The organism is Lentzea kentuckyensis (assembly GCF_002150765.1).
GTDB lineage: Bacteria > Actinomycetota > Actinomycetes > Mycobacteriales > Pseudonocardiaceae > Lentzea > Lentzea kentuckyensis.
The window spans coordinates 31,580-51,927 of the sequence record NZ_MUYM01000007.1 but is presented as its reverse complement, the minus strand read 5'-3'; the positions used below and the strand labels follow the sequence as shown (position 1 = coordinate 51,927).

General features: G+C 68.4%; 19 protein-coding genes and 2 tRNA genes. 9 read left to right on the top strand and 12 right to left on the bottom strand.

The features are described from left to right. Positions 1-6: 6 nt before the first annotated feature. A complete protein-coding gene (locus tag B0F77_RS05215; RefSeq protein WP_211293667.1) occupies positions 7-1,908 on the bottom strand; it encodes an ABC transporter permease in 1,902 nt (633 codons plus the stop codon). A gap of 39 nt (positions 1,909-1,947) precedes the next feature. After that, entirely contained in the window at positions 1,948-2,865 is a 918-nt protein-coding gene (locus tag B0F77_RS05210) for a quaternary amine ABC transporter ATP-binding protein (protein ID WP_211293666.1), read from the bottom strand. Between the two features lie 354 nt (positions 2,866-3,219). On the opposite strand from B0F77_RS05210, the gene B0F77_RS05205 reads away from it, so the two are divergent. Then, positions 3,220-4,149: an ABC transporter substrate-binding protein gene (locus tag B0F77_RS05205; protein WP_245847835.1), complete on the top strand. Its 930-nt coding sequence runs from the start codon at positions 3,220-3,222 to the stop codon at positions 4,147-4,149. 10 nt (positions 4,150-4,159) lie between these two features. Here the strand turns inward: B0F77_RS05205 and B0F77_RS05200 are convergent, their stop codons facing one another. Further along, complete coding sequence (locus tag B0F77_RS05200) at positions 4,160-5,917, bottom strand: hypothetical protein (protein ID WP_086661620.1); 1,758 nt, start codon at positions 5,915-5,917, stop codon at positions 4,160-4,162. 207 nt (positions 5,918-6,124) lie between these two features. Here B0F77_RS05200 and B0F77_RS05195 point away from each other — a divergent pair, with 207 nt between their 5' ends. After that, a complete protein-coding gene (locus B0F77_RS05195; RefSeq protein WP_086661619.1) occupies positions 6,125-6,880 on the top strand; it encodes an alpha/beta hydrolase family protein in 756 nt (251 codons plus the stop codon). A gap of 46 nt (positions 6,881-6,926) precedes the next feature. On the opposite strand, the gene B0F77_RS05190 is transcribed toward B0F77_RS05195, so the two are convergent. Then, positions 6,927-7,000, bottom strand: a tRNA-Pro gene (locus tag B0F77_RS05190). A 61-nt stretch (positions 7,001-7,061) separates the two neighbouring features. Here B0F77_RS05190 and B0F77_RS05185 point away from each other — a divergent pair. Further along, positions 7,062-7,132 (top strand) — tRNA-Gly (locus B0F77_RS05185). 868 nt (positions 7,133-8,000) lie between these two features. Here the strand turns inward: B0F77_RS05185 and B0F77_RS05180 are convergent. Then, positions 8,001-8,555, bottom strand: coding sequence for an NAD(P)-dependent oxidoreductase (locus B0F77_RS05180; RefSeq protein WP_086661618.1), 555 nt, complete (start codon positions 8,553-8,555; stop codon positions 8,001-8,003). 57 nt (positions 8,556-8,612) lie between these two features. On the opposite strand from B0F77_RS05180, the gene B0F77_RS05175 reads away from it, so the two are divergent. From B0F77_RS05175 to B0F77_RS05165, 3 genes are all read left to right on the top strand, one after another. Then, positions 8,613-8,951, top strand: coding sequence for a winged helix-turn-helix transcriptional regulator (locus B0F77_RS05175; protein WP_211293665.1), 339 nt, complete (start codon positions 8,613-8,615; stop codon positions 8,949-8,951). After that, positions 8,941-9,276, top strand: coding sequence for a VOC family protein (locus B0F77_RS05170; protein ID WP_086661617.1), 336 nt, complete (start codon positions 8,941-8,943; stop codon positions 9,274-9,276). Before B0F77_RS05175 ends, B0F77_RS05170 begins: the two co-directional genes overlap by 11 nt. A gap of 215 nt (positions 9,277-9,491) precedes the next feature. Then, on the top strand, positions 9,492-9,827 hold the full coding sequence (locus tag B0F77_RS05165) for a histidine triad nucleotide-binding protein (protein WP_086661616.1): 336 nt from the start codon (positions 9,492-9,494) through the stop codon (positions 9,825-9,827). Here B0F77_RS05165 and B0F77_RS05160 read toward each other — a convergent pair. Further along, positions 9,808-10,434, bottom strand: coding sequence for an MBL fold metallo-hydrolase (locus tag B0F77_RS05160; RefSeq protein WP_086661615.1), 627 nt, complete (start codon positions 10,432-10,434; stop codon positions 9,808-9,810). The two genes, B0F77_RS05165 and B0F77_RS05160, sit on opposite strands and share 20 nt — an antisense overlap. 7 nt (positions 10,435-10,441) lie before the next feature. After that, positions 10,442-11,032 (bottom strand): 2-phosphosulfolactate phosphatase, encoded by a 591-nt coding sequence (locus B0F77_RS05155; RefSeq protein ID WP_342746776.1) that lies wholly within the window; start codon positions 11,030-11,032, stop codon positions 10,442-10,444. A gap of 102 nt (positions 11,033-11,134) precedes the next feature. Here B0F77_RS05155 and B0F77_RS05150 point away from each other — a divergent pair, with 102 nt between their 5' ends. Together B0F77_RS05150 and B0F77_RS05145 are read left to right on the top strand one after the other, a co-directional pair. Beyond that, positions 11,135-11,584 carry a ribose-5-phosphate isomerase gene (locus B0F77_RS05150; protein ID WP_086661613.1) on the top strand — a complete coding sequence of 150 codons (450 nt, stop codon included), beginning with the start codon at positions 11,135-11,137 and terminating at the stop codon, positions 11,582-11,584. Then, positions 11,584-12,396: an Fpg/Nei family DNA glycosylase gene (locus B0F77_RS05145; protein WP_086661612.1), complete on the top strand. Its 813-nt coding sequence runs from the start codon at positions 11,584-11,586 to the stop codon at positions 12,394-12,396. Before B0F77_RS05150 ends, B0F77_RS05145 begins: the two co-directional genes overlap by 1 nt. A gap of 55 nt (positions 12,397-12,451) precedes the next feature. On the opposite strand, the gene B0F77_RS05140 is transcribed toward B0F77_RS05145, so the two are convergent. The 5 genes from B0F77_RS05140 to B0F77_RS05120 form a co-directional block, all read right to left on the bottom strand. After that, the gene (locus B0F77_RS05140) at positions 12,452-13,204 is read right to left on the bottom strand and encodes a coiled-coil domain-containing protein (RefSeq protein WP_086661611.1); all 753 of its coding nucleotides are present in this window, start codon (positions 13,202-13,204) and stop codon (positions 12,452-12,454) included. A gap of 56 nt (positions 13,205-13,260) precedes the next feature. Further along, positions 13,261-14,475, bottom strand: coding sequence for a GNAT family N-acetyltransferase (locus B0F77_RS05135; protein WP_086661610.1), 1,215 nt, complete (start codon positions 14,473-14,475; stop codon positions 13,261-13,263). 41 nt (positions 14,476-14,516) lie between these two features. Continuing rightward, on the bottom strand, positions 14,517-15,869 hold the full coding sequence (locus B0F77_RS05130) for an aldehyde dehydrogenase family protein (RefSeq protein ID WP_086661609.1): 1,353 nt from the start codon (positions 15,867-15,869) through the stop codon (positions 14,517-14,519). A 219-nt stretch (positions 15,870-16,088) separates the two neighbouring features. Then, positions 16,089-16,934, bottom strand: a complete 846-nt coding sequence (locus B0F77_RS05125; RefSeq protein ID WP_086661608.1) for a DNA-3-methyladenine glycosylase family protein — start codon at positions 16,932-16,934, stop codon at positions 16,089-16,091. Between the two features lie 59 nt (positions 16,935-16,993). Beyond that, entirely contained in the window at positions 16,994-17,602 is a 609-nt protein-coding gene (locus B0F77_RS05120) for a mycothiol-dependent nitroreductase Rv2466c family protein (RefSeq protein ID WP_086661607.1), read from the bottom strand. 173 nt (positions 17,603-17,775) lie between these two features. Between B0F77_RS05120 and pepN the strand changes: the two genes are divergently transcribed. After that, on the top strand, positions 17,776-20,337 hold the full coding sequence (gene pepN, locus B0F77_RS05115) for an aminopeptidase N (RefSeq protein WP_086661606.1): 2,562 nt from the start codon (positions 17,776-17,778) through the stop codon (positions 20,335-20,337). The last annotated feature ends 11 nt before the right edge of the window (positions 20,338-20,348 follow it).

Genomic DNA, 20,348 nt, shown 5'->3' with positions numbered 1-20,348 from the left:
GACCTCCTAGTTGGTCCACCGCTTGGCCGCCGCCTGAGTGAGGCGGTCGAGCATCACGCCCAGCACGACGATCGCGACACCGGCCGCGAGCCCCTTGCCGTACAACTGACCCTGCGAGAAGCCGGCCACCACGTCGTAGCCGAGCGCGCCGGCGCCGACGAGACCGCCGACGACGACCATCGAGAGCACGTAGATCAGCCCCTGGTTGGCGGCGAGCGTCAACGCCCCGCGCGCCATCGGCAGCTGCACCTTCACGATCGTCTGCCACGAGCTGGACCCGAGCGCCGTGGACGCCTCGACCGTCGTGGGCGACACCGCGCGGATGCCGTCCGCGATGATCTTGATGGCGACCGGTGCCGCGAACACCACGGCGGCGATGATCGCCGTGAACCTGCTGGCGGAGAACAACGCCAGGAACGGCACCAGGTACACGAACGCGGGCATCACCTGCCCGGCGTCCAGGATCGGCCGGATGAACCGGTCCGCCTGCTTGCTGCGTCCCATCCAGACACCGACCACGATCCCGAGGATCATCACCATGATCGTGGCGACCAGCGTGGACGCCAGCGTGATCATCGAGTCCTGCCACAGGCCGGTCGCCACCAGCAGACCCAGGCACACGGCCGAAACCACCGCGGCCCGGACCCCGCCGATCAGGAACGACAGCGCCACGATCACCAGCGCCACCAGGAACCACGGCGACTCCGCCAGCAGCGCCTGCAGCGGGTTGATCAGCACGAACGTCACGAAGTCCTTGAAGCCACCGGTGATCAGCGGCAGCGAGTCCTGCGCCCACTCCGTCACGGCCGTCGCGCCCTGCCGGATCGAGCTGCCGATCTCCACGTCGGACTGGAACTCGGCCGCCCACAGGTAGGTGTAGGAGAGGTACACCAGCACGCCCGTGACACCCAGCCCGCCGAAGAGGGCCCAGCGCGGCAGCTTGCGGCGTTCGGTCGCGGCGGTCGTCACGCGGTCCAGCACGATCGCCAGCACCACGATCGCCAGACCAGCGTTGAACGCCGTGCCGACGTCGAGCGTCTGCAACGCCTTCACGACCGTCTTGCCGAGACCCGGCGCGTCGATCAGCGCGGCGATCGTGACCATCGACAGCGCGGCCATGATCGTCTGGTTCACGCCGAGCACGATCGTCTTGCGCGCGGACGGCAGCAACACCTTCACCAGCGTCTGCTGCCGGGTCGCGCCCAGGGATTCGGAGGCCTCGACGGTGTTGCGCGGCACCGAGCGGATGGCGTGCGCGGTGATCCGGATCGCCGGCGGCGCCGCGTAGATCAGCGTGGCGATCGTCGCCGAGGCCGGGCCGATCAGGAAGAACAGCGTCAGCGGCGCCAGGTAGACGAACGTCGGCATGGTCTGCATGAAGTCGAGCACCGGCGTGATCAACCGGTTGGCCCGATCGGACAGTCCCGCCCAGATCCCGAGCGGAATGCCGAACAGCAACGAGATCACCACGGCGGAGAGCGTCAGCGAGAGCGTGTCCATGCTCTCCTGCCACAAACCCTGCAGCCCCAGGAAGACGAAGCCCGCGACCGTCAGCAGCGCCACCCGCCAGCCGGCGACGACGAGGCTGACGAAGCCCGCGATGCCGACCACGCCGAGCCAGCCGATCACCGGCACCGGCCGGCCGAACGACGGCTGCGCGATCAACGCCTGCACGAAGGTCACGAACTCGTCGATGACGAGCCGGATCTCGTTGAAGAAGTAGAGGAACACCGGGTTGGAGTTCCTGGACGCGCCGATCGCGTCGTTGATGTCGTTGACCCACCGGTGCAACGGGGTCAGTGCGGACGCGTCGAGCGGCAACGTCCCGATGTTGCGGAACAGCAGCCACAGCACCAACCAGGCGAGCACGATTCCGCCGATGATGAGGGCCTGCTTGTATCGATGCAACAGTCGTGGAAGCTGCCGAGGGGCGGCGACGGCAACCATTCACGCCTCCCCGGCGACGACCCCGAGGATCTCCTCGTCCGCCACGACACCGAGCAGTTCGCCGTCCCGCACGACCTTCACCGGCTTGTCCGCGCTGAGCACGCTGCGCACGGCCTCGCGCACAACGGTTTCCGGCGACAGCTCCGGCCCGTCCAGCTCGTCGTCGGGACGTGGCGGCCGCATGATCCACTTCAGCGTCAGCACGTTCGAGCGCGGCACGTCCTTCACGAAGTCGCGCACGTAGTCGTCCGCGGGCGCGCCGACCAGCTCGTCACCGGTGCCGACCTGCACGACCTGCCCGTCCCGCATGATCAGGATGCGGTCGCCGAGCTTGAGCGCCTCGCTCAGGTCGTGAGTGATGAAGACCATCGTCTTGCCGACCTCGCGGTGCAGCCGGATGACCTCGGACTGCATGTCGCGCCGGATCAGCGGATCCAGCGCGGAGAAAGGTTCATCGAAAAACAATACATCTGGATCTCCGGCGAGAGCCCGCGCGAGACCGACGCGCTGCTGCATGCCGCCGGAGAGCTGGTCCGGATAGGACTTCTCGTAACCGGTCAGGCCCACGAGGTCGATCACTTCCTGTGACCGCTCTCCACGTTTCACCCGTGGTACCCCGCGGATTTCCAGTCCGTAACCGACGTTGTCGGCGACCGTCCGATGAGGAAGCAAACCGAAGTGCTGGAACACCATGGAGAACTTGTTCCGGCGCAGGTCACGGAGACGTTTTGGATCAGCCTCGAGAATGTTCTCGCCCTCGAACATGATCGTGCCGGCGGTCGGCTCCACCAGTCTCGTCAGACAGCGGACCAGTGTGGACTTGCCCGAACCGGACAGCCCCATGACCACGAACATCTCACCCGGAGCGACCTCGAAGTCCACTCCGCGCACTGCCGCGACGGCACCTGTGCGATCCATCAGCTCCGACCGTGACAACGATTTCAACTCGTCCGATGCCACCACTTGAGACGCGTTGGAGCCGAACACCTTCCACAGGTCCCTGACCGAAATCACGGGATCCACGCCAAACCACTCCGACCTGTTGCGTACTACGCACAACGTTTCTCGATGCGCGACAGCATCGACCTTCGCACGGATGCGGTCAAGGGTTACGACGAATGGAGTCCTAAAAGGACAACCAATCATCCCATGACTTGACTGAGTTCGACCGGACGGGAAAAGCTGAACTGAGCGGTCTCCTGTACCGCTCTTCCCCTCCACGAGGAGCTGTTCGTGCAAGCCCCCAGAATCGCTCTGGCAATGATCTTAGTGTTGACAATTGCCGGGTGCGGCGGTGGATCGACGTCGTCATCCCCGCGCTCCAGCTCGGCAGCGCCGAAGGAGCCCTGCGACTCCATCACAATCGCGGTCAACCCGTGGGTCGGTTACGAGGCGAACGCGGCGGTCGTCGCGTATCTCGCCGACAAGAGGCTCGGCTGCAAGGTGACCAAGAAGGAAGTCGACGAGCAGACGGCCTGGCAGGGCCTCGACTCCGGCGAGATCGACGTGGTCCTGGAGAACTGGGGCCACGAGGACCTGAAGCAGAAGTACATCGAGGAGAAGCACACCGCCGTGCGGGTGGGCCCGACCGGCAACAAGGGCGTGATCGGCTGGTACGTGCCGCCGTGGATGAAGAAAGAGTTCCCGGACATCACGAACTGGCAGAACCTCAACAAGTACGCGGAGAAGTTCAAGACCGCGCAGTCCGACGGCAAGGGCCAGTTGCTCGACGGTGACCCCTCGTACGTGACCAACGACGAGGCGCTGGTGAAGAACCTGGGCCTCAACTACAAGGTCGTCTACGCGGGCAGCGAGCAGGCGCTGATCAAGGCGTTCCGCCAGGCCGAGGAGAAGAAGACGCCGCTGATCGGCTACTTCTTCGAACCACAGTGGCTGAAACTCGACATCGAGCTGGTCAAGGTCGACCTGCCCGCGTACACGGCGGGCTGTGACGCGGACGCGGCCAAGGTCGCCTGCGACTACCCGCGCTACGAGCTCGACAAGATCGCGTCCAAGAAGTTCATGGACAAGGGCGGCCCCGCCGCGCGGCTGATCCAGAACTTCCAGTGGAGCAACGACGAGCAGAACACGGTCGCTTCGTTCATCGCGAAGTACAAGATGTCGCCGGACGAGGCGGCGAAGCGGTGGGTCGAGGCGAACCCTGACCGGGTCGACGACTGGCTGACCAAGGCCAAGCCGTAATCCTTCGGCCTCAACCGTTGCCGCGGGACCACCACTTCTCGTCGGGGCCGGAGATGTCCTCGACGCTCAGCCTGCGCACGGACCCCGCTCGCTTGAGCCGGGCTTCCAGCTGGTCCTTTCGTTGCGCGAGCCGGCGGTAGATCTCCACCGCGGAGGTCTCCTGCCGGCCCTGCTGCCTTTCGACGGTTCGCCAGTTGCCGAGGAACTCGAGCGTGAGGTCGGCCACTGCCTGCCCGGCGTGCGCGGTCAGTTCGTCCGCCGGCGTGGCGAACCGCCCGGCGTGGAACGCCAGGTTCCTGGTGACGTAGAGCCACTCCAGCACCGCGGCCATCGTGTCCTCCTGCTCGCGCAACCACCCCGCGAGCACCTTCGAGTCCGCGAGCCGCGCCTGCCAGATCTCGGCCAGGTCCCGCACCAGCCCGCCCTCGTTCTCGGCGAGCGCGGCGACGGCGTCCTGAGCGGCCCTGAGCCGTTCGCCGGGCCGGTTGTGCCCGATCAGCACCTCCAGCCACGCGTCCACCGACTTCAGGTGGTGCTTCACGCCGGTGGTGGGCACCTGCGCGTCGAGGGGTCCGCGCAACGCCTTGTCGTGGTTGGTGACCACGACGTGCAGGCTGATCAGGTGCTGCCGCAACATCTGCAGCGCGCACGCCTTGGCCAGCCACGCGATCTTGCTCGGATCCAGCCCCGTCGCCTCCAGCGCGCTCCACGCCAGCCCGGCGCTGGCCATCGGCGCGTCGACCTGACGGGCGAGGTTCGCCACCCGCATCGCACTGCGCAACTCGGCGGGCCAGTACGGCGTGAGCGGGTAGGCGTTGCCGACCGTGCGCCGATGCTCGGTGCCACGCGTGACGCGTCCAGCCGGCCCGCTGACCTGCCACAGCGGCGCGATGTTCAGCTCGGTCAGCCGCTCCCCCGCCGCGTACTGGTCGAGCACCTCGCTGAGGATCCGCCTCCCGAGCAACGCCGCCGTGTGCGCGTCGGCCGCGTTCACCGGCAACCGCACCAGCACCGACGAGCCGTCGACGGCGTCCTTCAGGAAATCGTCCTTCGGCAACCTGTTGCGGTGCAACGGCTCCTGCCTGACCAACGGCAACAGCTGGTCCAGGTGCCGCAGAACACGCGCACCCCGCACCACCAACGCCACGACGTGCCGGCGCGGCTCCGGCCAGAACACCTCTTCCAGGTCGTCACCGGGCTTCTTGAGCCACCGCAACAGGTCGGCGCGCAACTGCCTGCCGTCCCGGCCGTGCACCGCCACCACGACCGCCACCTCGGCGATCATCCTGGCACGCAACGGAAGTTCGACGCCGTTCCACAGTGGAGTGATCCACTGCTTGACGGCCGTTTCCAGCGCCCGCGGATCGAGCTTCGCCGCAGCCGCAGCCGTGACCTGCGGATCGAGCTTCTGCCCGTCGGCCACGATGGCCGCGTCGACGTCCAGCAGCGTCCGCCGCGCCTCGGCCAGCTCCTGAGCACCACCGTGCGCATAGGCGGGCTTCGCGGCGTCCATGCACACGAGCGAGGTGGCGATGATGCGGCGCAACAGGTTCCACCGCGGCTGATCCTCGGCGGCGTGGTTCTCGAGAGCGGTCCGCGCCCGCGTGACGGCGAGAAACGCGCTGTTGAGCCCCGCCACATGCTCACCGAGGTGCGCGTCGGGGTCGAGTGCGCGCAACACGCCCTGCAACAACGCCCGCTGCCCGCGATCGAGCTTGGCGTCGTCGAACACCTGCCGCAACCGGGCGTCGAGGTACTGGTAGCGCACGCGACGACCCTAGTGCGGTGGCCGCCGGCCTTTGCCTCGTATTTCGACGTTCAGACGGTGCATCGTGGTGCCGGCCCCGCGTCCTCGTACTGGTTGTACGGAGGCGCGGGGCCGGTGCCGCGAGGTGCCCTGCTGAGCGCCGGAAGACGTCGCGAAGGCCGGCGGTCACGGCACTGGTGCGGTGGCGGCGCTGGAACACTGGACTTCATGGACAACAGGAAGGCGCTCTTCGCGGGTGCGGACGGCCAGTCGCTCGCCGGCCGCCTCGAACTGCCCGCCACAGAGGTCGTGGCGACCGCCGTGTTCGCCCACTGCTTCACCTGCGGCAAGGACTCGGTGGCCGCGACCCGCATCTCCCGCGAACTCGCCGAACGCGGCGTCGCGGTGCTGCGCTTCGACTTCACCGGCCTCGGCCAGTCCGGCGGCGACTTCGCGAACACCACCTTCACCTCCAACGTCGACGACCTGGTGTGCGCCGCCAACCACCTGCGCGACACCATCGGCGCCCCGAGCGTCCTCATCGGACACTCACTGGGCGGCGCCGCCGTGCTCACCGCCGCCCGCCAGATCCCCGAGGTCAAAGCCGTCGTCACCATCGGCGCACCAGCGGACACCACCCACGTCGAACACCTCCTCGGCTCGTCCAAAGACGAGATCGAGACACACGGCGTCGCCGAGGTGGTGCTGGCCGGCCGGCCGTTCCGGATCAGCAACGACTTCCTGCTGGACATCAACCAGCAGGACCAGGCGGCGTGCATCGCCGGCCTGAACCGCGCGCTGCTGGTCATGCACTCGCCGCACGACGACCTGGTGGGCGTGGACAACGCCAGGATCATCTTCGACTCGGCCCGCCACCCGAAGTCGTTCGTGTCGCTCGACGGCGCCGACCACCTGCTGACCGACCGCGCGGACGCGACGTACGTGGCGGAAGTGCTCGCCGCCTGGGCCAGCCGCTACCTGTAGACACGAAAACCCGCAGCGACTCCTCGCTGCGGGTTTTCGTCAACCGTCGGGGCGACAGGATTTGAACCTGCGACCCCCCGCTCCCAAAGCGGGTGCGCTACCAAACTGCGCCACGCCCCGGTTGCAACCAGCTTACCGCCACCCGCTAAGGTATTAACCGCAGCCCCTCAAGGGCGGCAACGCGGGCGTAGCTCAATGGTAGAGCCCTAGTCTTCCAAACTAGCTACGCGGGTTCGATTCCCGTCGCCCGCTCGCGGCTGAGGCTGCTCACTGTATGCGGAGAGCGCAGACAGTGAGCAGCCTCTCGCCTTTCCTCTGGGGGCCGAGCCCCCAGACCCCCAGCCGAGGGATACCCCCGGACCCCCATCAGACGGCGTCGCCGGGTGAGCATGCGCTGGTGTGCCGGCGTAAAGGGCAGACACTGAGCAGCCTCTCGCCTTAGCTTGAGGCCCAGCCCCCGCAGCCGGAGAGACGCCCAACCCCTCAACCGGCGTCGCCGGAAGAGCACGCGCTGGCGTGCCGACGGAAAGCGCAGACACCGAGCAGCCTCTCGCCTCAGCTTGAGGCCCAGCCCCCACAGCCGGAGAGACGCCCAACCCCTCAACCGGCGTCGCCGGAAGAGCACGCGCTGGCGTGCCAGCGGAAAGCGCAGACACCGAGCAGCCTCTCGCCTCAGCTTGAGGCCCAGCCCCCACAGCCGGAGAGACGCCCAACCNNAAGAGCACGCGCTGGCGTGCCAGCGGAAAGCGCAGACACCGAGCAGCCTCTCGCCTCAGCTTGAGGCCCAGCCCCCACAGCCGGAGAGACGCCCAACCCCTCAACCGGCGTCGCCGGAAGAGCACGCGCTGGCGTGCCGGCGGAAAGCGCAGACACCGAGCAGCCTCTCGCCTCAGCTTGGGGCCCAGCCCCCGCAGCCGGAGAGATGCCCAGGCCCCTCAGCTGGCTTTGCCGGAAGAGCATGCGCTGGCGTGCCGGCGGGAAGCAGTGACGTGGTCAGGCCCTCGCTGGGCGGCTCGGCTGGGAGGACCGCGCGCCTACAGCTGTGGAAAGTGGACCTGGTCCGATCTCCGTGTGGTGGCTGGGGCTCGGGAAGCCTGTGACTGGGTGGTGGTGAGGTGGCTCACACTGCGGCGATGCCGATTTGGGTGTGGTGGTGTTTGGGGCGTTCGATTTCGTCCAGCACGGCCAGTGCGAAGTCCGCGTAGGTCAGCTCGTCGGCCGGATCTGCGGCGCCTAGCCGGTAACTGCCCGTTGTCGTGCCGCCGAACATGCCTACCGGGCTCATCACCAGCCAGTCCGCGTTGGACGCGGCCAGCACCTCTACGCCTGCCGCGTGTCCCAGGCAGAAAGGGCGGTGCTCGTCCGGGAAGTCCGGGCTGTCGATCACCCGCACGCCTGGCGCTGTCTCCAGCAGGGTGTAGATGCCGACCACGATGATCCGGCCCGCCCCGGACGCCACCAGGGCGTGCGCCGCCTCGCGGTAGAACTCGGCCGGGTCGCGGGTGAGGTCGGCCACCGCGCTCACCGCCACGTCGTGGCCGGCCGCGATCTCCGCCGCCGCCTGCACACCGGGGTCCCGGCCGACCTTCGTCACCGAGTGGCCGCGCGACTCCGCCGCGGCCACGATCTCCCGTCCCGCCTTGCCGGACGCTCCGAAAACAACGATCTTCGCCATGAGCGCGACGGTAGGGTGCTGGTGTCCGGTTTCCGCAACGATATCGGGGGTGACCAGGTGCGATGCGACTGCGATGACCTTGCGGGAGACCTGCCATACCGCATCGGTGACAAGTGGACCGCGCACGTGTTGCGAGGGTTGCAGCACGGGCGCCGGCGGTTCACCGAACTGCGTGCCGGGATGCCGGAGGTGACGCCCAAAGTGCTCACCGAGACGTTGCGGGCGATGGAGCACGACGGCACGGTGAGCCGCGAAGCGTTCGACGAGAACCCGCCGCGGGTCGAGTACGAACTGACCGAGCAGGGCCGCAAGGTGCTCGGACTGCTCGACCTGTGCTGCGACTGGGCCCGCGCGAACTGGACCCCGGAGAACCTGGTGGAGACCAATGCGTCTTGAGCAGATCGTCATCGACAGCAACGACCCCGCGCGCCTCGTGCGGTTCTGGGCCGAGCTCCTCGGCGGCGAACCGGTGAACCGGGAACACGGCTGGGCGCACGTCGAACCGCCCGACGGGCCGCGGATGTCGTTCCAGCCGGTGCCCGAGCGCAAGGACGTGAAGAACCGGCTGCACCTCGACTTCGAGGTCGACGACATCGAGGCCTCGGTCGTGAAGGCGGTCAACCTCGGGGCGCAACGCGAAGGCCTGATCGTCACCGACGAGAAGGGCAGCTTCCAGGTCATGCGCGACCCCGAGGGCAACGAGTTCTGCTTCGTCCACTGAGCCGGATACCAGCGGGGTGAGTTTCCCGCGCGACTACTGAACCGCCCGCCAGAGCGCCTCACCGAAGCGGATCGCGAGAACCAGGAGCAGCACGCCGATCGCGAAGCTGATGAGGCACCGGACGATGACCAGGAGTTTGGCGCCCTTCACGCAGCCATGATTCAACGCCACCAGGCAAGAACAACAGGGCCCAACGGAACCAATAACATGCGGGCGTGACCGATTGCCTGTTCTGCCGCATCGTGGCGGGCGAGATCCCGGCGAGCGTCGTGACGGAGACCGACACGACGCTCGCGTTCCGCGACATCGACCCCAAGGCGCCCACGCACGTCCTGGTGATCCCCAAGGAACACCACCGCGCGATCGGCGACGTCGACCCGGTGCTCGCGGGCCAGATCGTCGCGACCGCGCACCAGGTCGCGAAGCAGGAGGGCGTCGACGAGTCCGGCTACCGGCTCGTCTTCAACACCGGCAAGGACGGCGGCCAGACCGTCTTCCACGTGCACTGCCACGTCCTGGGCGGACGCGGCCTCACGTGGCCTCCGGGGTAGTCCCGTCCGGGATGGCCATGTCGCGCACGAACTGTGCGTCGACCGGGGCGCCGTGACCCGGCACGACGATCCGCGGGTTGAGCTCCAGCATCAGATTCAGCACGTTGCGCCAGTTCGACGGCGTGGCATCCGAACCGGCCTGAACGGGCGCCCCCTCCTCCACGAGGTCGCCGGCGAACACCACGCCGACGTCCGGCACGTGCACGATCACGTCGTGCGAGCTGTGCGCGGGCCCGAAGTGGTACAGGTCCACCCGCCGGCCGCCGACGTCCAGCGTGACCGTGTCGCGGAACGTGTGCGTGGGCGCGATGAGCGTGCCCTCGAAGGGCTCCGAGTAGTACCTGGCGCGGCTTTCGAGCAGCGTTTCGTCCACGACGCAGTCCTCGTGCGCCCACACCTCGCACGGCAGGAACGCGTCGGTCGCCAGCACGTGGTCGAAGTGGTTGTGCGTCAACACGATCCGCGACGGCCGGACTTCGTTGGCCAGCGCCGGGTCCATGCCGGAGTCCACCAGCAGCGAATCACCTGATCCAGTGATGAGGCCGAGGGTCAGGTCCAGCTCGGTGTGCCGCCGGACGAAGACGCCGTCTGCCAACTCGATCAACACAGTTCGATCACCGCAGCACCCCTTCGACCAGCACCGGCACCGCGCCGCTGACACCGATCTGCACCGCGAGGTCCACGTCCGCCCGATGCCCGTTCTCGATCAGTTCTCGCCCCGAACCGCACTCACGTACCGCGGTCGCGACATCGGTGTTCGTGAACGCCGCCGCCGCGAGTTGGGCCTCCGGAGAGGCCTTGCCGGCGAGCGCCGCCAGCACCGCGCCCGCGCCCAGGTAGTCCTCGACGCACGGCCGCAACGGCCCGAACTCCCGCGGCCCGGACTTGAGGATGTCGAGACCCCACCGCTCACCGCCGGGGATCACGCCGATGGTGTCCCCCAGTTCCTGAGCCCGCTCGGCCACCGCCGCCGCGTTGCGCAGGCACGCCGCGAGCACGTGAGCCCCGGTCTCGCTCGCCAACGTGCACAGGTTCGACCCGTTCGGTGACGGCAGCTCGACCAATCCGGTCGCGTCGAAGAGTGATGCTGGTCGCAGCGTCTTCCCGGACTCGGGCTTCCAGCGCGACGGCCGGACCTGGCCGCCGTTGCCGACCACCAGGTCGACGGACGTCGTGAACGACAGCACGTCAACGACAATCAGCACGTCACAGTCCCGCAGAGCGTTGACACCCTCGGGCCCCCATTCCAGCTTCAGCTGGTACCCCTCCTGGCTGAACACACCCCCCAGCGTGTCAGACTCCGTGACGTGCGCGTTTATCTGGCAGCAGACCACGCGGGCTTCGAGCTGAAGTCCCACCTGTCCACGGCTCTCACCGAGCAGGGTTACGAGGTCGTCGACGTCGGTGCCCACACCTACGACGCCCAGGACGACTACGTGTCGTTCTGCGTCGACGCCGCAGAGCAGGTCGTGGCCAACCCCGGCAGCCTCGGCGTCGTGATCGGCGGCTCGGGCAACGGCGAGCAGATCGCCGCGAACAAGGTGAACGGTGCCCGCGCCGCGCTGGCGTGGAACGTCGACACCGCCCAGCTGGCCCGTGAGCACAACGACGCCAACCTCGTCGGCATCGGCGCCCGCCAGCACACCACCGAGGAGGCGACCGCGATCGTGTCGGCGTTCCTCGAGACCAAGTTCTCCGGCGAGGCCCGGCACCAGCGGAGGATCGACCAGGTCAGCGCCTATGAGAACAAGGCCTGATGCCTGAAGGCCACACGCTGCACCGCCTCGCCCGGCTGCACCAGCGCCGGTACGCGGGCAAGCCCGTGTCCGTCACAAGTCCACAGGGACGCTTCGCGGCGTCCCTTGTGGACGGACGCAAACTCGTCAGGGCAGAGGCGCACGGAAAGCACCTCTTCCACGTCTACGGCCCGGACGCGATCGTGCACGTCCACCTCGGGCTGTACGGAACCTTCACCGAGTCACCGCTGCCGGTCCTGCTGCCGGTCGGCCAGGTCCGCATGCGGATGGTCGGCGAGACGCACTGGACGGACCTGCGTGGCCCGACCGCGTGCGAGGTGCTCAACTCCGACGAGGTCAAGGCGATCCGCGAACGGCTCGGACCCGACCCGCTGCGCAAGGACAACGACAAAACCGGCGGCCCGGACCGCGCCTACGAACGGATCATCCGGTCGAAGCAGCCGCTGGCCGTGCTGCTGATGGACCAGAAGATCCTCGCGGGCGTCGGCAACGTCTACCGGGCCGAGGTGCTGTTCCGGCACAACGTGAACCCGCTGCTGGTCGGCAACAAGGTCAGCCGCGAACTGTGGAACGCCCTGTGGGACGACCTGGTCGTGCTGATGAAGGACGGCGTGAAGGTCGGCCAGATCAACACGGTCCGCCCCGAGCACCTGCCCAAGGCCATGGGCCGCGCGCCACGCGTGGATCGGCACGGCGGTGAGGTGTACGTCTACCGCCGTGCCGGGGAGCCGTGCCTGATCTGCGGCACCGAGGTCCTGACCACGGAAATCGCGGCGCGCAACCTGTTCTGGTGCCCTGCCTGCCAGCCCTGAATTTTCCCGGGGTGGGGTTTTCGGGCCGGCTGGAAAGTGCTCAGTTCGTGAGCACTTAAAAGTCGAACCCGCCCATGTCGCCGAAGTCGAAGCCGCCGGCGTCACCCATGTCGGCGGCGCCGCTCATGTCGCCCCCGAAGTCACCGGCACCCAGGTCACCGCCGAAGTCACCGGCGCCCATGTCCGCCATGCCGTAGTCACCGATGCCGTGCATGCCGGAGAACATTGCGTCCATCAGCAGGAACGTGCCCACGCCCCATGCGCCGGCCACGAGCGCGGGCTTCCACCACGGCTCGGAGTACCAGCCACGCGGCACCGGGCGTCCGGCGACCATGCCACCGGGGTAGTAGTAGGGCGTGCCCGAACCGGAGTGCGGCGACGCGGCGTACTGGTGCCCCTCGACGCTGACCTGGCGGTCCTCGCTGACGGCACCCGCCTGCTTCTGCCCGGCGCTCTCGGGCAGCGCGGGACCGGGGTCCATGCCCATGGCCTCACGTGCGGCGCGCACGTAGTGCAGCCCCTCCATCGCGGTCTCGGTGACCAGCCGCGCCTGCGGGATCGTGCGGGCCTGCTCCATCTGCGACCCGGCGGCGGTGAAGCGCTCGGACGCGTCGGCCATCGCCTGGGTGGACGCGGCGTTGGTGCCGGTGAGGCTCATCACCTGCCCGCCGAGCCGTTCGACCCAGCGGCGCGCCTCCGCCTTGGCGTCGTCGAGCTCCCGCGCCTTGCGCGCGTTGCTCTGGCTGACCAGGTAGAACACCCCTGCCACCAGCAGTACCAGTACGACAACCCACACGATGGTGCCCACGGCTTACCTCCCACACCAGGTAAACCGTCAACGAGCAGACACCGGCCGTAGTTCCGTCAGAACACCTCTGGGCAGTGCGGCTCCTGTGAGCTGAGGAACGCCATCGTCAGCGTGTCCACGTGTCCTGGCGTGTGTTCCACCACGCGGTGTGCACGCATGAGCACAGAAAGCCGTACGCCACCGAGGAAAGCACTGCCGAGAGCGGCGGCGTCAAGCGACACGTCCGCAGGGTCTTCGGTGCGCGTCACGACCGCGTCGCCGTTCTTGACCGTGAGCCGCCAACGGCCGGAGTTCCACGGGCAGAAGGAGTCCTCGACCTCGATCACACTGTCCACATCGGACGAGTAGCGCCGCAGCGGCAGAGCGCGGTCGACGTCGACGATCCGCAGCCACAGCGCGTCACCGAAGTCGCGCGACACCTTCCGCGGGTTGTCGACCATGTGCTGGATCGGGTCGTCGGTGGCGGTGTAGAAGGAGATCTCCGTCGCCAGGTCGATGTCCAGCAGGAACCGGTACAGGTCGACGTACGCCTGTTCGGTCTCGCACACCAGCTCCCGCACGTGCAGCTCTTCCTGCGGCCCGCGCGGACTGCGGCCGCCCTTGACGCGGAAGACCACGTAGCCCTCGGGGTGCAGGCAGTAGCGGTAGGACGTCAGGCCGTCGCGATCGACCTCGCGGTCGGCGAGCTGCACGTCCCACGTCGCGTCGACCCGGCTGAGCCAGCCGACCCGCGTGCGGCGCACCCGGTCGTGCACCTCGCGCATGAACGGCATCGCCTCGTCGCGGGTGACCTGGCGGATCCGGGTGTCGCTGACCGACACGCCGGGATGGAACGCCATCCGCGTCGGCATCGTCATCCGGTTGATGCTGCTGGCCAGCTCGCCGTAGCCGAACCGGCGGTAGATCGAGCCCTCCGACGCCCAGAGGATCGCGATCGCCTCACCCGACTCGTGCATGGCGTCCAGCTGCGTCTTCATGAGCAACGACGCGACGCCCCGCCGGCGATGGCCCGGTTTGACGGTCACCACCGTCACCGCGCCGACCGGTGCCAGGACGTTGCCCGGCAGGGTGATCTCGCGGCTGAGGATCCCGGCGGTGCCGACGATCTCGTCGCCGTCGAGGACCGCGTGCGCCCGGTCGTGCTCGAGCACCTTGAGCCACTTGCTGTCGACGCCTCTGGGGTCGTCGAGGAACGCCCACGCCATCACCCGCGAGAACTCGGGCATGTCGGATTCGGTGATGGTCCTGATGCTCAGCGCCGAGTCAGCCATGGCAGCAGTGATACGCCGCCACGGCATCGCCCGCAGCTCAATTACCGCTGGACCGACTTGACCTCGCAGAACTCGTCCAGCCCGAACCTGCCGAACTCACGGCCGTTGCCCGACTGGCGGTAGCCGCCGAACGGCGCACTCGTGTTGAACGCGGCGGCGTTGATGTCGACCTGGCCGGTGCGCAGGCGCTTGGCCACCCGCATCGCCCGGTCGGTGTCGGCGGAGAACACGCCGCCCGCCAGGCCGTAGACGGTGGAGTTCGCGATCCGCACCGCGTCGTCCTCGTCCGCGTACGGCATGACCGACAGGACCGGCCCGAAGATCTCCTCCTGGGCGATGGTCATCTCCGGCGTCACGCCACCGAACACCGTCGGCGCGACGTAGAAGCCCTGGGGCAGCGGCGCGTCCGGTCCACCGGCCGCCAGCCGCGCGCCCTCCTCCACACCCTTGCGGATGTAGCCGACCACGCGGTCGCGCTGCGCCTTGGACACGGCCGGGCCGATGCGCGTCGACGGATCCGCCGGGTCGGCCGAGGTGTACTTGGCAGCGGCCTGCGCGGCCAGTTCGACGGCCTCGTCGTGACGGTCGGCGGGCACGAGCAGACGGGTCCACGCGCTGCACGCCTGGCCGTTGTTCATGAACGAGTTGGCGACCGCGATCTTCACCGCGCGCCCGAGGTCGGCATCGTCGAGCACGATGCACGCCGACTTGCCGCCCAGCTCCAGCGCGACCCGCTTGACCGTCTCGGACGCCACCGCGGACACCCGCCGACCGGCCCGCGTGGACCCGGTGAACGACACCATGTCCACGTCCGGGTGCGCGGCCAGCGCCTCGCCGACGACCGGCCCGGTGCCGTGCACCAGCCCGAAGACACCCCGCGGGGTCACCGCGGTGATGATCTCGGTGAGCAGGTCGGCTGTCCCCGGCGCGAGCTCGCTCGGCTTGAGCACCACGGTGTTGCCCGCGGCGAGCGCCGGCACGACCTTCGCGACCATCTGCTGCAGCGGGAAGTTCCACGGCGTGATGGCCGCGACGACCCCGATCGGCTCGCGGAAGATCAGCGAGTTGCCGATCTCCTCGGGCTCGAAGTAGCCGCGCTCCAGCACGTCCGCGACGCCCTCCGCGATGGCGATGGGGTTCGCGACCTGCACCTTTCGGCTGAAGGTGATGGGCGTGCCCATCTCCCGGGTCATGGTCGCCGCGAGCTCGTCCGCACGGGCGCGCAGTCCGTCGATGATCGTCCGGACCACCTTCGCCCGTTCTTCCACCGAGGTTTGCGACCACGCTGGGAAGGCGGCCACCGCGGCGGCCACGGCCGCGTCGACATCGGCCGGTGTGCCTTCGGCGAGCGTGCCGACGACTTCCTCGGTGGCGGGGTTGACGACCTCGATCACGAGAGCCCTCCAGGCGGATGTGACACCTAACGCGCTGACAAGGGTCAGACTGTCACATCGACGCGCGGTCCACGAGGGGTGGGCACGCGTTCCACGAGAGGTGGTGGAGGCGAGGACGCGGCAATGGCGGACGCGGCGGTGAACGCACGCGGCGATGGGCGGACGCGACGGCGAGCACACACCAACACGGCAGCGCCACACCACAGCAGCGTGGAACGCTCACTGACCCGAAGCTGCCACAACACCCCCAAGCCGCCACTCGCGCAGCACTCGCAGGTGCACCGCCGCCCACGTCCGGTACGGCCGCCACGCCTCGGACACCTCCGCCAACGGCCTGCCGTACCGCTCGCGGACCTCATCGGTGAGCCGGGCTTCGTTGTGCGGCACGGCGTCCGGCGCGTTCGCCCCGCGCAGCACCACCAACTCGGCCGCGAACGGCCCCAGTCCCTTGACCTGCTGCACCGCCAGCACCGCCGCCGCAGGCTTCATCGCGCGCAACGCGACCGCGTCCAGCAGACCGTCCAGCGCCGCCTCGGCCACGGCACGCAGGTACTCGGGTTTGCGGCCGGGCAGGTCCAGATCGAGCCCGAGCAACTCCGCCGGTGCCGGGAACACGCCGTCCCGGAGCAGCGAAGCCTTCAGCCGAGCCGCCTGCGACATCCGAATCCGCTGCGACAGCACCGACCACGCCGCCGCCTCGTACGGCGAGTAGAAGCCGCACGGCCGTAAGCCGGGCAACGCGGCCTGAGCCTCGGCGATCACCGGATCGCGAGCACCGACCTCCGGCCACGCCCGCCCGTCGACGTCCAGCGACAGGAACCGGCACACCTGCGCCGCGGCGACGTCCAGATCACCATCACCGGAAAGCGCGAGAACAGCAGTGGCGCCGCGCTGGGTCACGGAGACCGCAGCACGACGCCACTCACCCTCGACCAGGAACGTCGACTGCAGCGCCTCTCCCTCGCGCTGAGGCAACGCGGCCGGCGTGAAGCCCTCCCAGAAAGCCCTGGACGTCGCCAACGACCAGGGTCCCTGAACTGCGACTTCAACGAGGTGCTGTGCCATGTCCAAGGACGTTAGCGAGCACCCCTGACAAAAAATCCAGCTGAAGACCCCGCAAGGCCTCAGCTGAAGTCGAGCTCACCCGTTCGAGTGCGCTTGAGCTCGAAGAAGTACGGGAAGCCGGCGAGCATCCTGGCACCGTCGAAGATCGTGCCGGCCTCGTCGCCCCGCGGGATCTTCGTGAGCACCGGACCGAAGAACGCCACACCGTCGATGTGGATGGTCGGCGTGCCGACGTCCATACCGACCGGGTCCATCCCGCGGTGGTGCGAGGCCCGCAGCGCCTCGTCGTACTCGGTCGAGGTGGCGGCCTCGGCGAGCTCGGCCGGCAGGTCGGCGTCCGCGAGCGCCAGCTTGATGATCTCGTCGAAGTCCTTGTTGCCCTCGTTGTGGATGCGCGTGCCCATCGCCGTGTACAGCTTCGGCAGCACCTCGTTGCCGAACTTCTCCTCGGCGGCGATGGCGACGCGGACCGGACCCCAGCCCTTGCTCATGAGCTCCTGGTACTGCTCGGGCAGGTCGCGGCCCTCGTTCAGCACAGAGAGACTCATCACGTGGAAGCTCAGGTCGATGTCACGGACCTTCTCCACCTCGAGGATCCACCGGGAGGAGATCCAGGCGAACGGACAAAGAGGGTCGAAGTAGAAGTCGACCTTCGCCTTGTCGGCCATGCGTGCCCCTTCAGTCGCGTTCTGTCGCGTTGGGTGCGGTTATCGCCCCATCAGCCCAACCAGATCACCCTGTCATCTCTTCCCGTACGCCGGTTCCGTGATTGGATGCGGGAGTCATAACCATTCCCGACGACGTCAGCGCGTAACCAAACGCGTGGCAGACGAGGTGACCAGTGGCCGCGCCCAACCTCACCCGCGACCAGGCTCAGGAACGTGCTGAGCTGCTGGAAGTGGAGTCCTACCGGATCGAGCTGGACCTGACCGACGGCGGCGGAAAGCCGGGTTCGGACACGTTCCGCTCCACCACCACCGTGGTGTTCCGCAGCCGGACTCCGGGTGCTTCCTCGTGGATCGACATCGTGGCGGCGACCGTGCACCGCGCTGTGCTCAACGGCAGCGAGCTCGACGTCTCCTCCTACCGCGAGGAGGACGGCGTCAAGTTGCCGGACCTCGCGGAGACAAACGAGCTCACCATCGAGGCCGACTGCCGGTACATGAACACCGGCGAGGGCCTGCACCGGTTCGTCGACCCGGTCGACGGCGGCGTGTACCTCTACTCGCAGTTCGAGACCGCGGACGCCAAGCGCATGTTCGCGTGCTTCGACCAGCCCGACCTGAAGTCCGTCTACTCCATGAAGGTGACGGCTCCGCACGACTGGAAGGTCATCTCGAACGGCGAGATCACCGCCACCGAGGACGGCGAGGGCGGCGCGGACGTGCACACGTTCGCCACCACCAAGCCGATGTCGACCTACATCGTGGCGCTGGTCGCTGGCCCGTACGCGGAGTGGCGCGACGAGTTCGTCGAGGGTGACTTCAAGATCCCGCTGGGCATCTACTGCCGCGCCTCGCTCGCTCCTCACATGGACGCAGAGCGGCTGTTCACCGAGACCAAGCAGGGCTTCGGGTTCTTCCACAAGGCCTTCGGGGTGCAGTACCCGTTCGGCAAGTACGACCAGTGCTTCGTGCCGGAGTTCAACGCGGGCGCGATGGAGAACGCCGGCTGCGTCACGTTCCTCGAGGACTACGTCTTCCGCAGCCGCGTCACCCGCTACCTCTACGAGCGGCGCGCCGAGACCGTGCTGCACGAGATGGCGCACATGTGGTTCGGCGACCTCGTGACCATGCGCTGGTGGGACGACCTGTGGCTGAACGAGTCGTTCGCCACCTGGGCGTCCGTGCTCGCGCAGGCCGAGGCCACCGAGTACCGCCAGGCGTGGACGACGTTCGCGAAGATCGAGAAGTCCTGGGCGTACCGGCAAGACCAGCTGCCGAGCACGCACCCCGTCGCCGCGGACATCTCCGACGTGCAGGCGGTCGAGGTCAACTTCGACGGCATCACCTACGCCAAGGGCGCCTCGGTGCTCAAGCAGCTCGTCGCGTACGTCGGGCTGGAGAACTTCCTGGCGGGCCTGCGGGTCTACTTCGCCAAGCACGCGTGGGGCAACGCGACGCTGGCCGACCTGCTGGGCGCGCTGGAGGAGGCGTCCGGCCGCGACCTGTCGTGGTGGAGCGCGCAGTGGCTGGAGACCACGGGCCTGAACCTGTTGCGTCCCAAGTTCACCGTTGACGCGGACGGCCGCTTCACCGAGTTCGCCGTGCTGCAGGGCGGCGCGCGTCCGGGTGCCGGCGAACTGCGCACGCACCGCATCGCGATCGGTGTCTACGACGCGGACGAGTCGGGCAAGCTCGTGCGCACGCACCGCCACGAGCTCGACGTGACCGGCGACCGCACCGAGGTTCCCGAACTGGTCGGCGTGCACCGCGGCAAGATCGTGCTGGTCAACGACGACGACCTCACCTACTGCACGATGCGCCTCGACCCGGACTCGCTGGCCGCGCTGATCGACCACATCTCCGACATCGCCGAGCCGCTGCCGCGCACGCTGTGCTGGTCGGCCGCGTGGGAGATGACCCGTGAGGCCGAGCTGAAGGCCCGCGACTTCGTGAACCTGGTGCTCAGCGCCCTGCACTCCGAGTCCGAGGTCGGTGTGGTGCAACGACTTCTGCTGCAGGCCCAGACCTCGCTGTCGTCCTACGCGGACGACTCGTGGCGGGCGGAGGGCTGGCGCCGGTTCGTGGCGAAGGCGCTGGAACTGGCCCAGGCCGCCGAGCCGGGGTCCGACCACCAGCTGGCGTTCGTGAACGCGCTCTCGTCGTCGGTGCTCGACGAGTCCACTTTGGAGATCCTGCGCGGCTGGTACGACGGCAGCGCGGTCCTGGAAGGCCTGGACGTCGACACCGACCTGCGCTGGCGGCTGCTGCAGGCCCTGGTCGCGCACGGCAAGGCCGACCTGGCGGAGATCAACGCCGAGGAGGAGCGCGACCCGACCTCCACCGGCCACCGCCGTGCCCAGTCGGCCCGCGCGCTGCGTCCGACGATCGCGGCCAAGGACGAGGCGTGGGACCGTGCGGTGAACGACGACGACCTGCCCAACGCGGTCAGCGAGGCGATCATCGCCGGCATCTCCCACCCCGGCCAGAAGGAGCTGCTCGCGCCGTACGTCGAGCGCTACTTCCGCGACGTGAAGGGCGTGTGGGACCGCCGCACCTCCGAGCGCGCGCAGTCCATGGTGGTCGGCATGTTCCCGGCGTGGTCGATCGCGAAGTCCACTGTGGAGGCCGCCGACGCGTGGCTGGCGGACGAGCACCCGCCGGCGCTGCGCCGCCTGGTGTCCGAGGGGCGCGCGGGCATCGTGCGTGCCCTGGCCGCCCAGGAGTTCGACCGCTCCTGACGAGCTGAAGT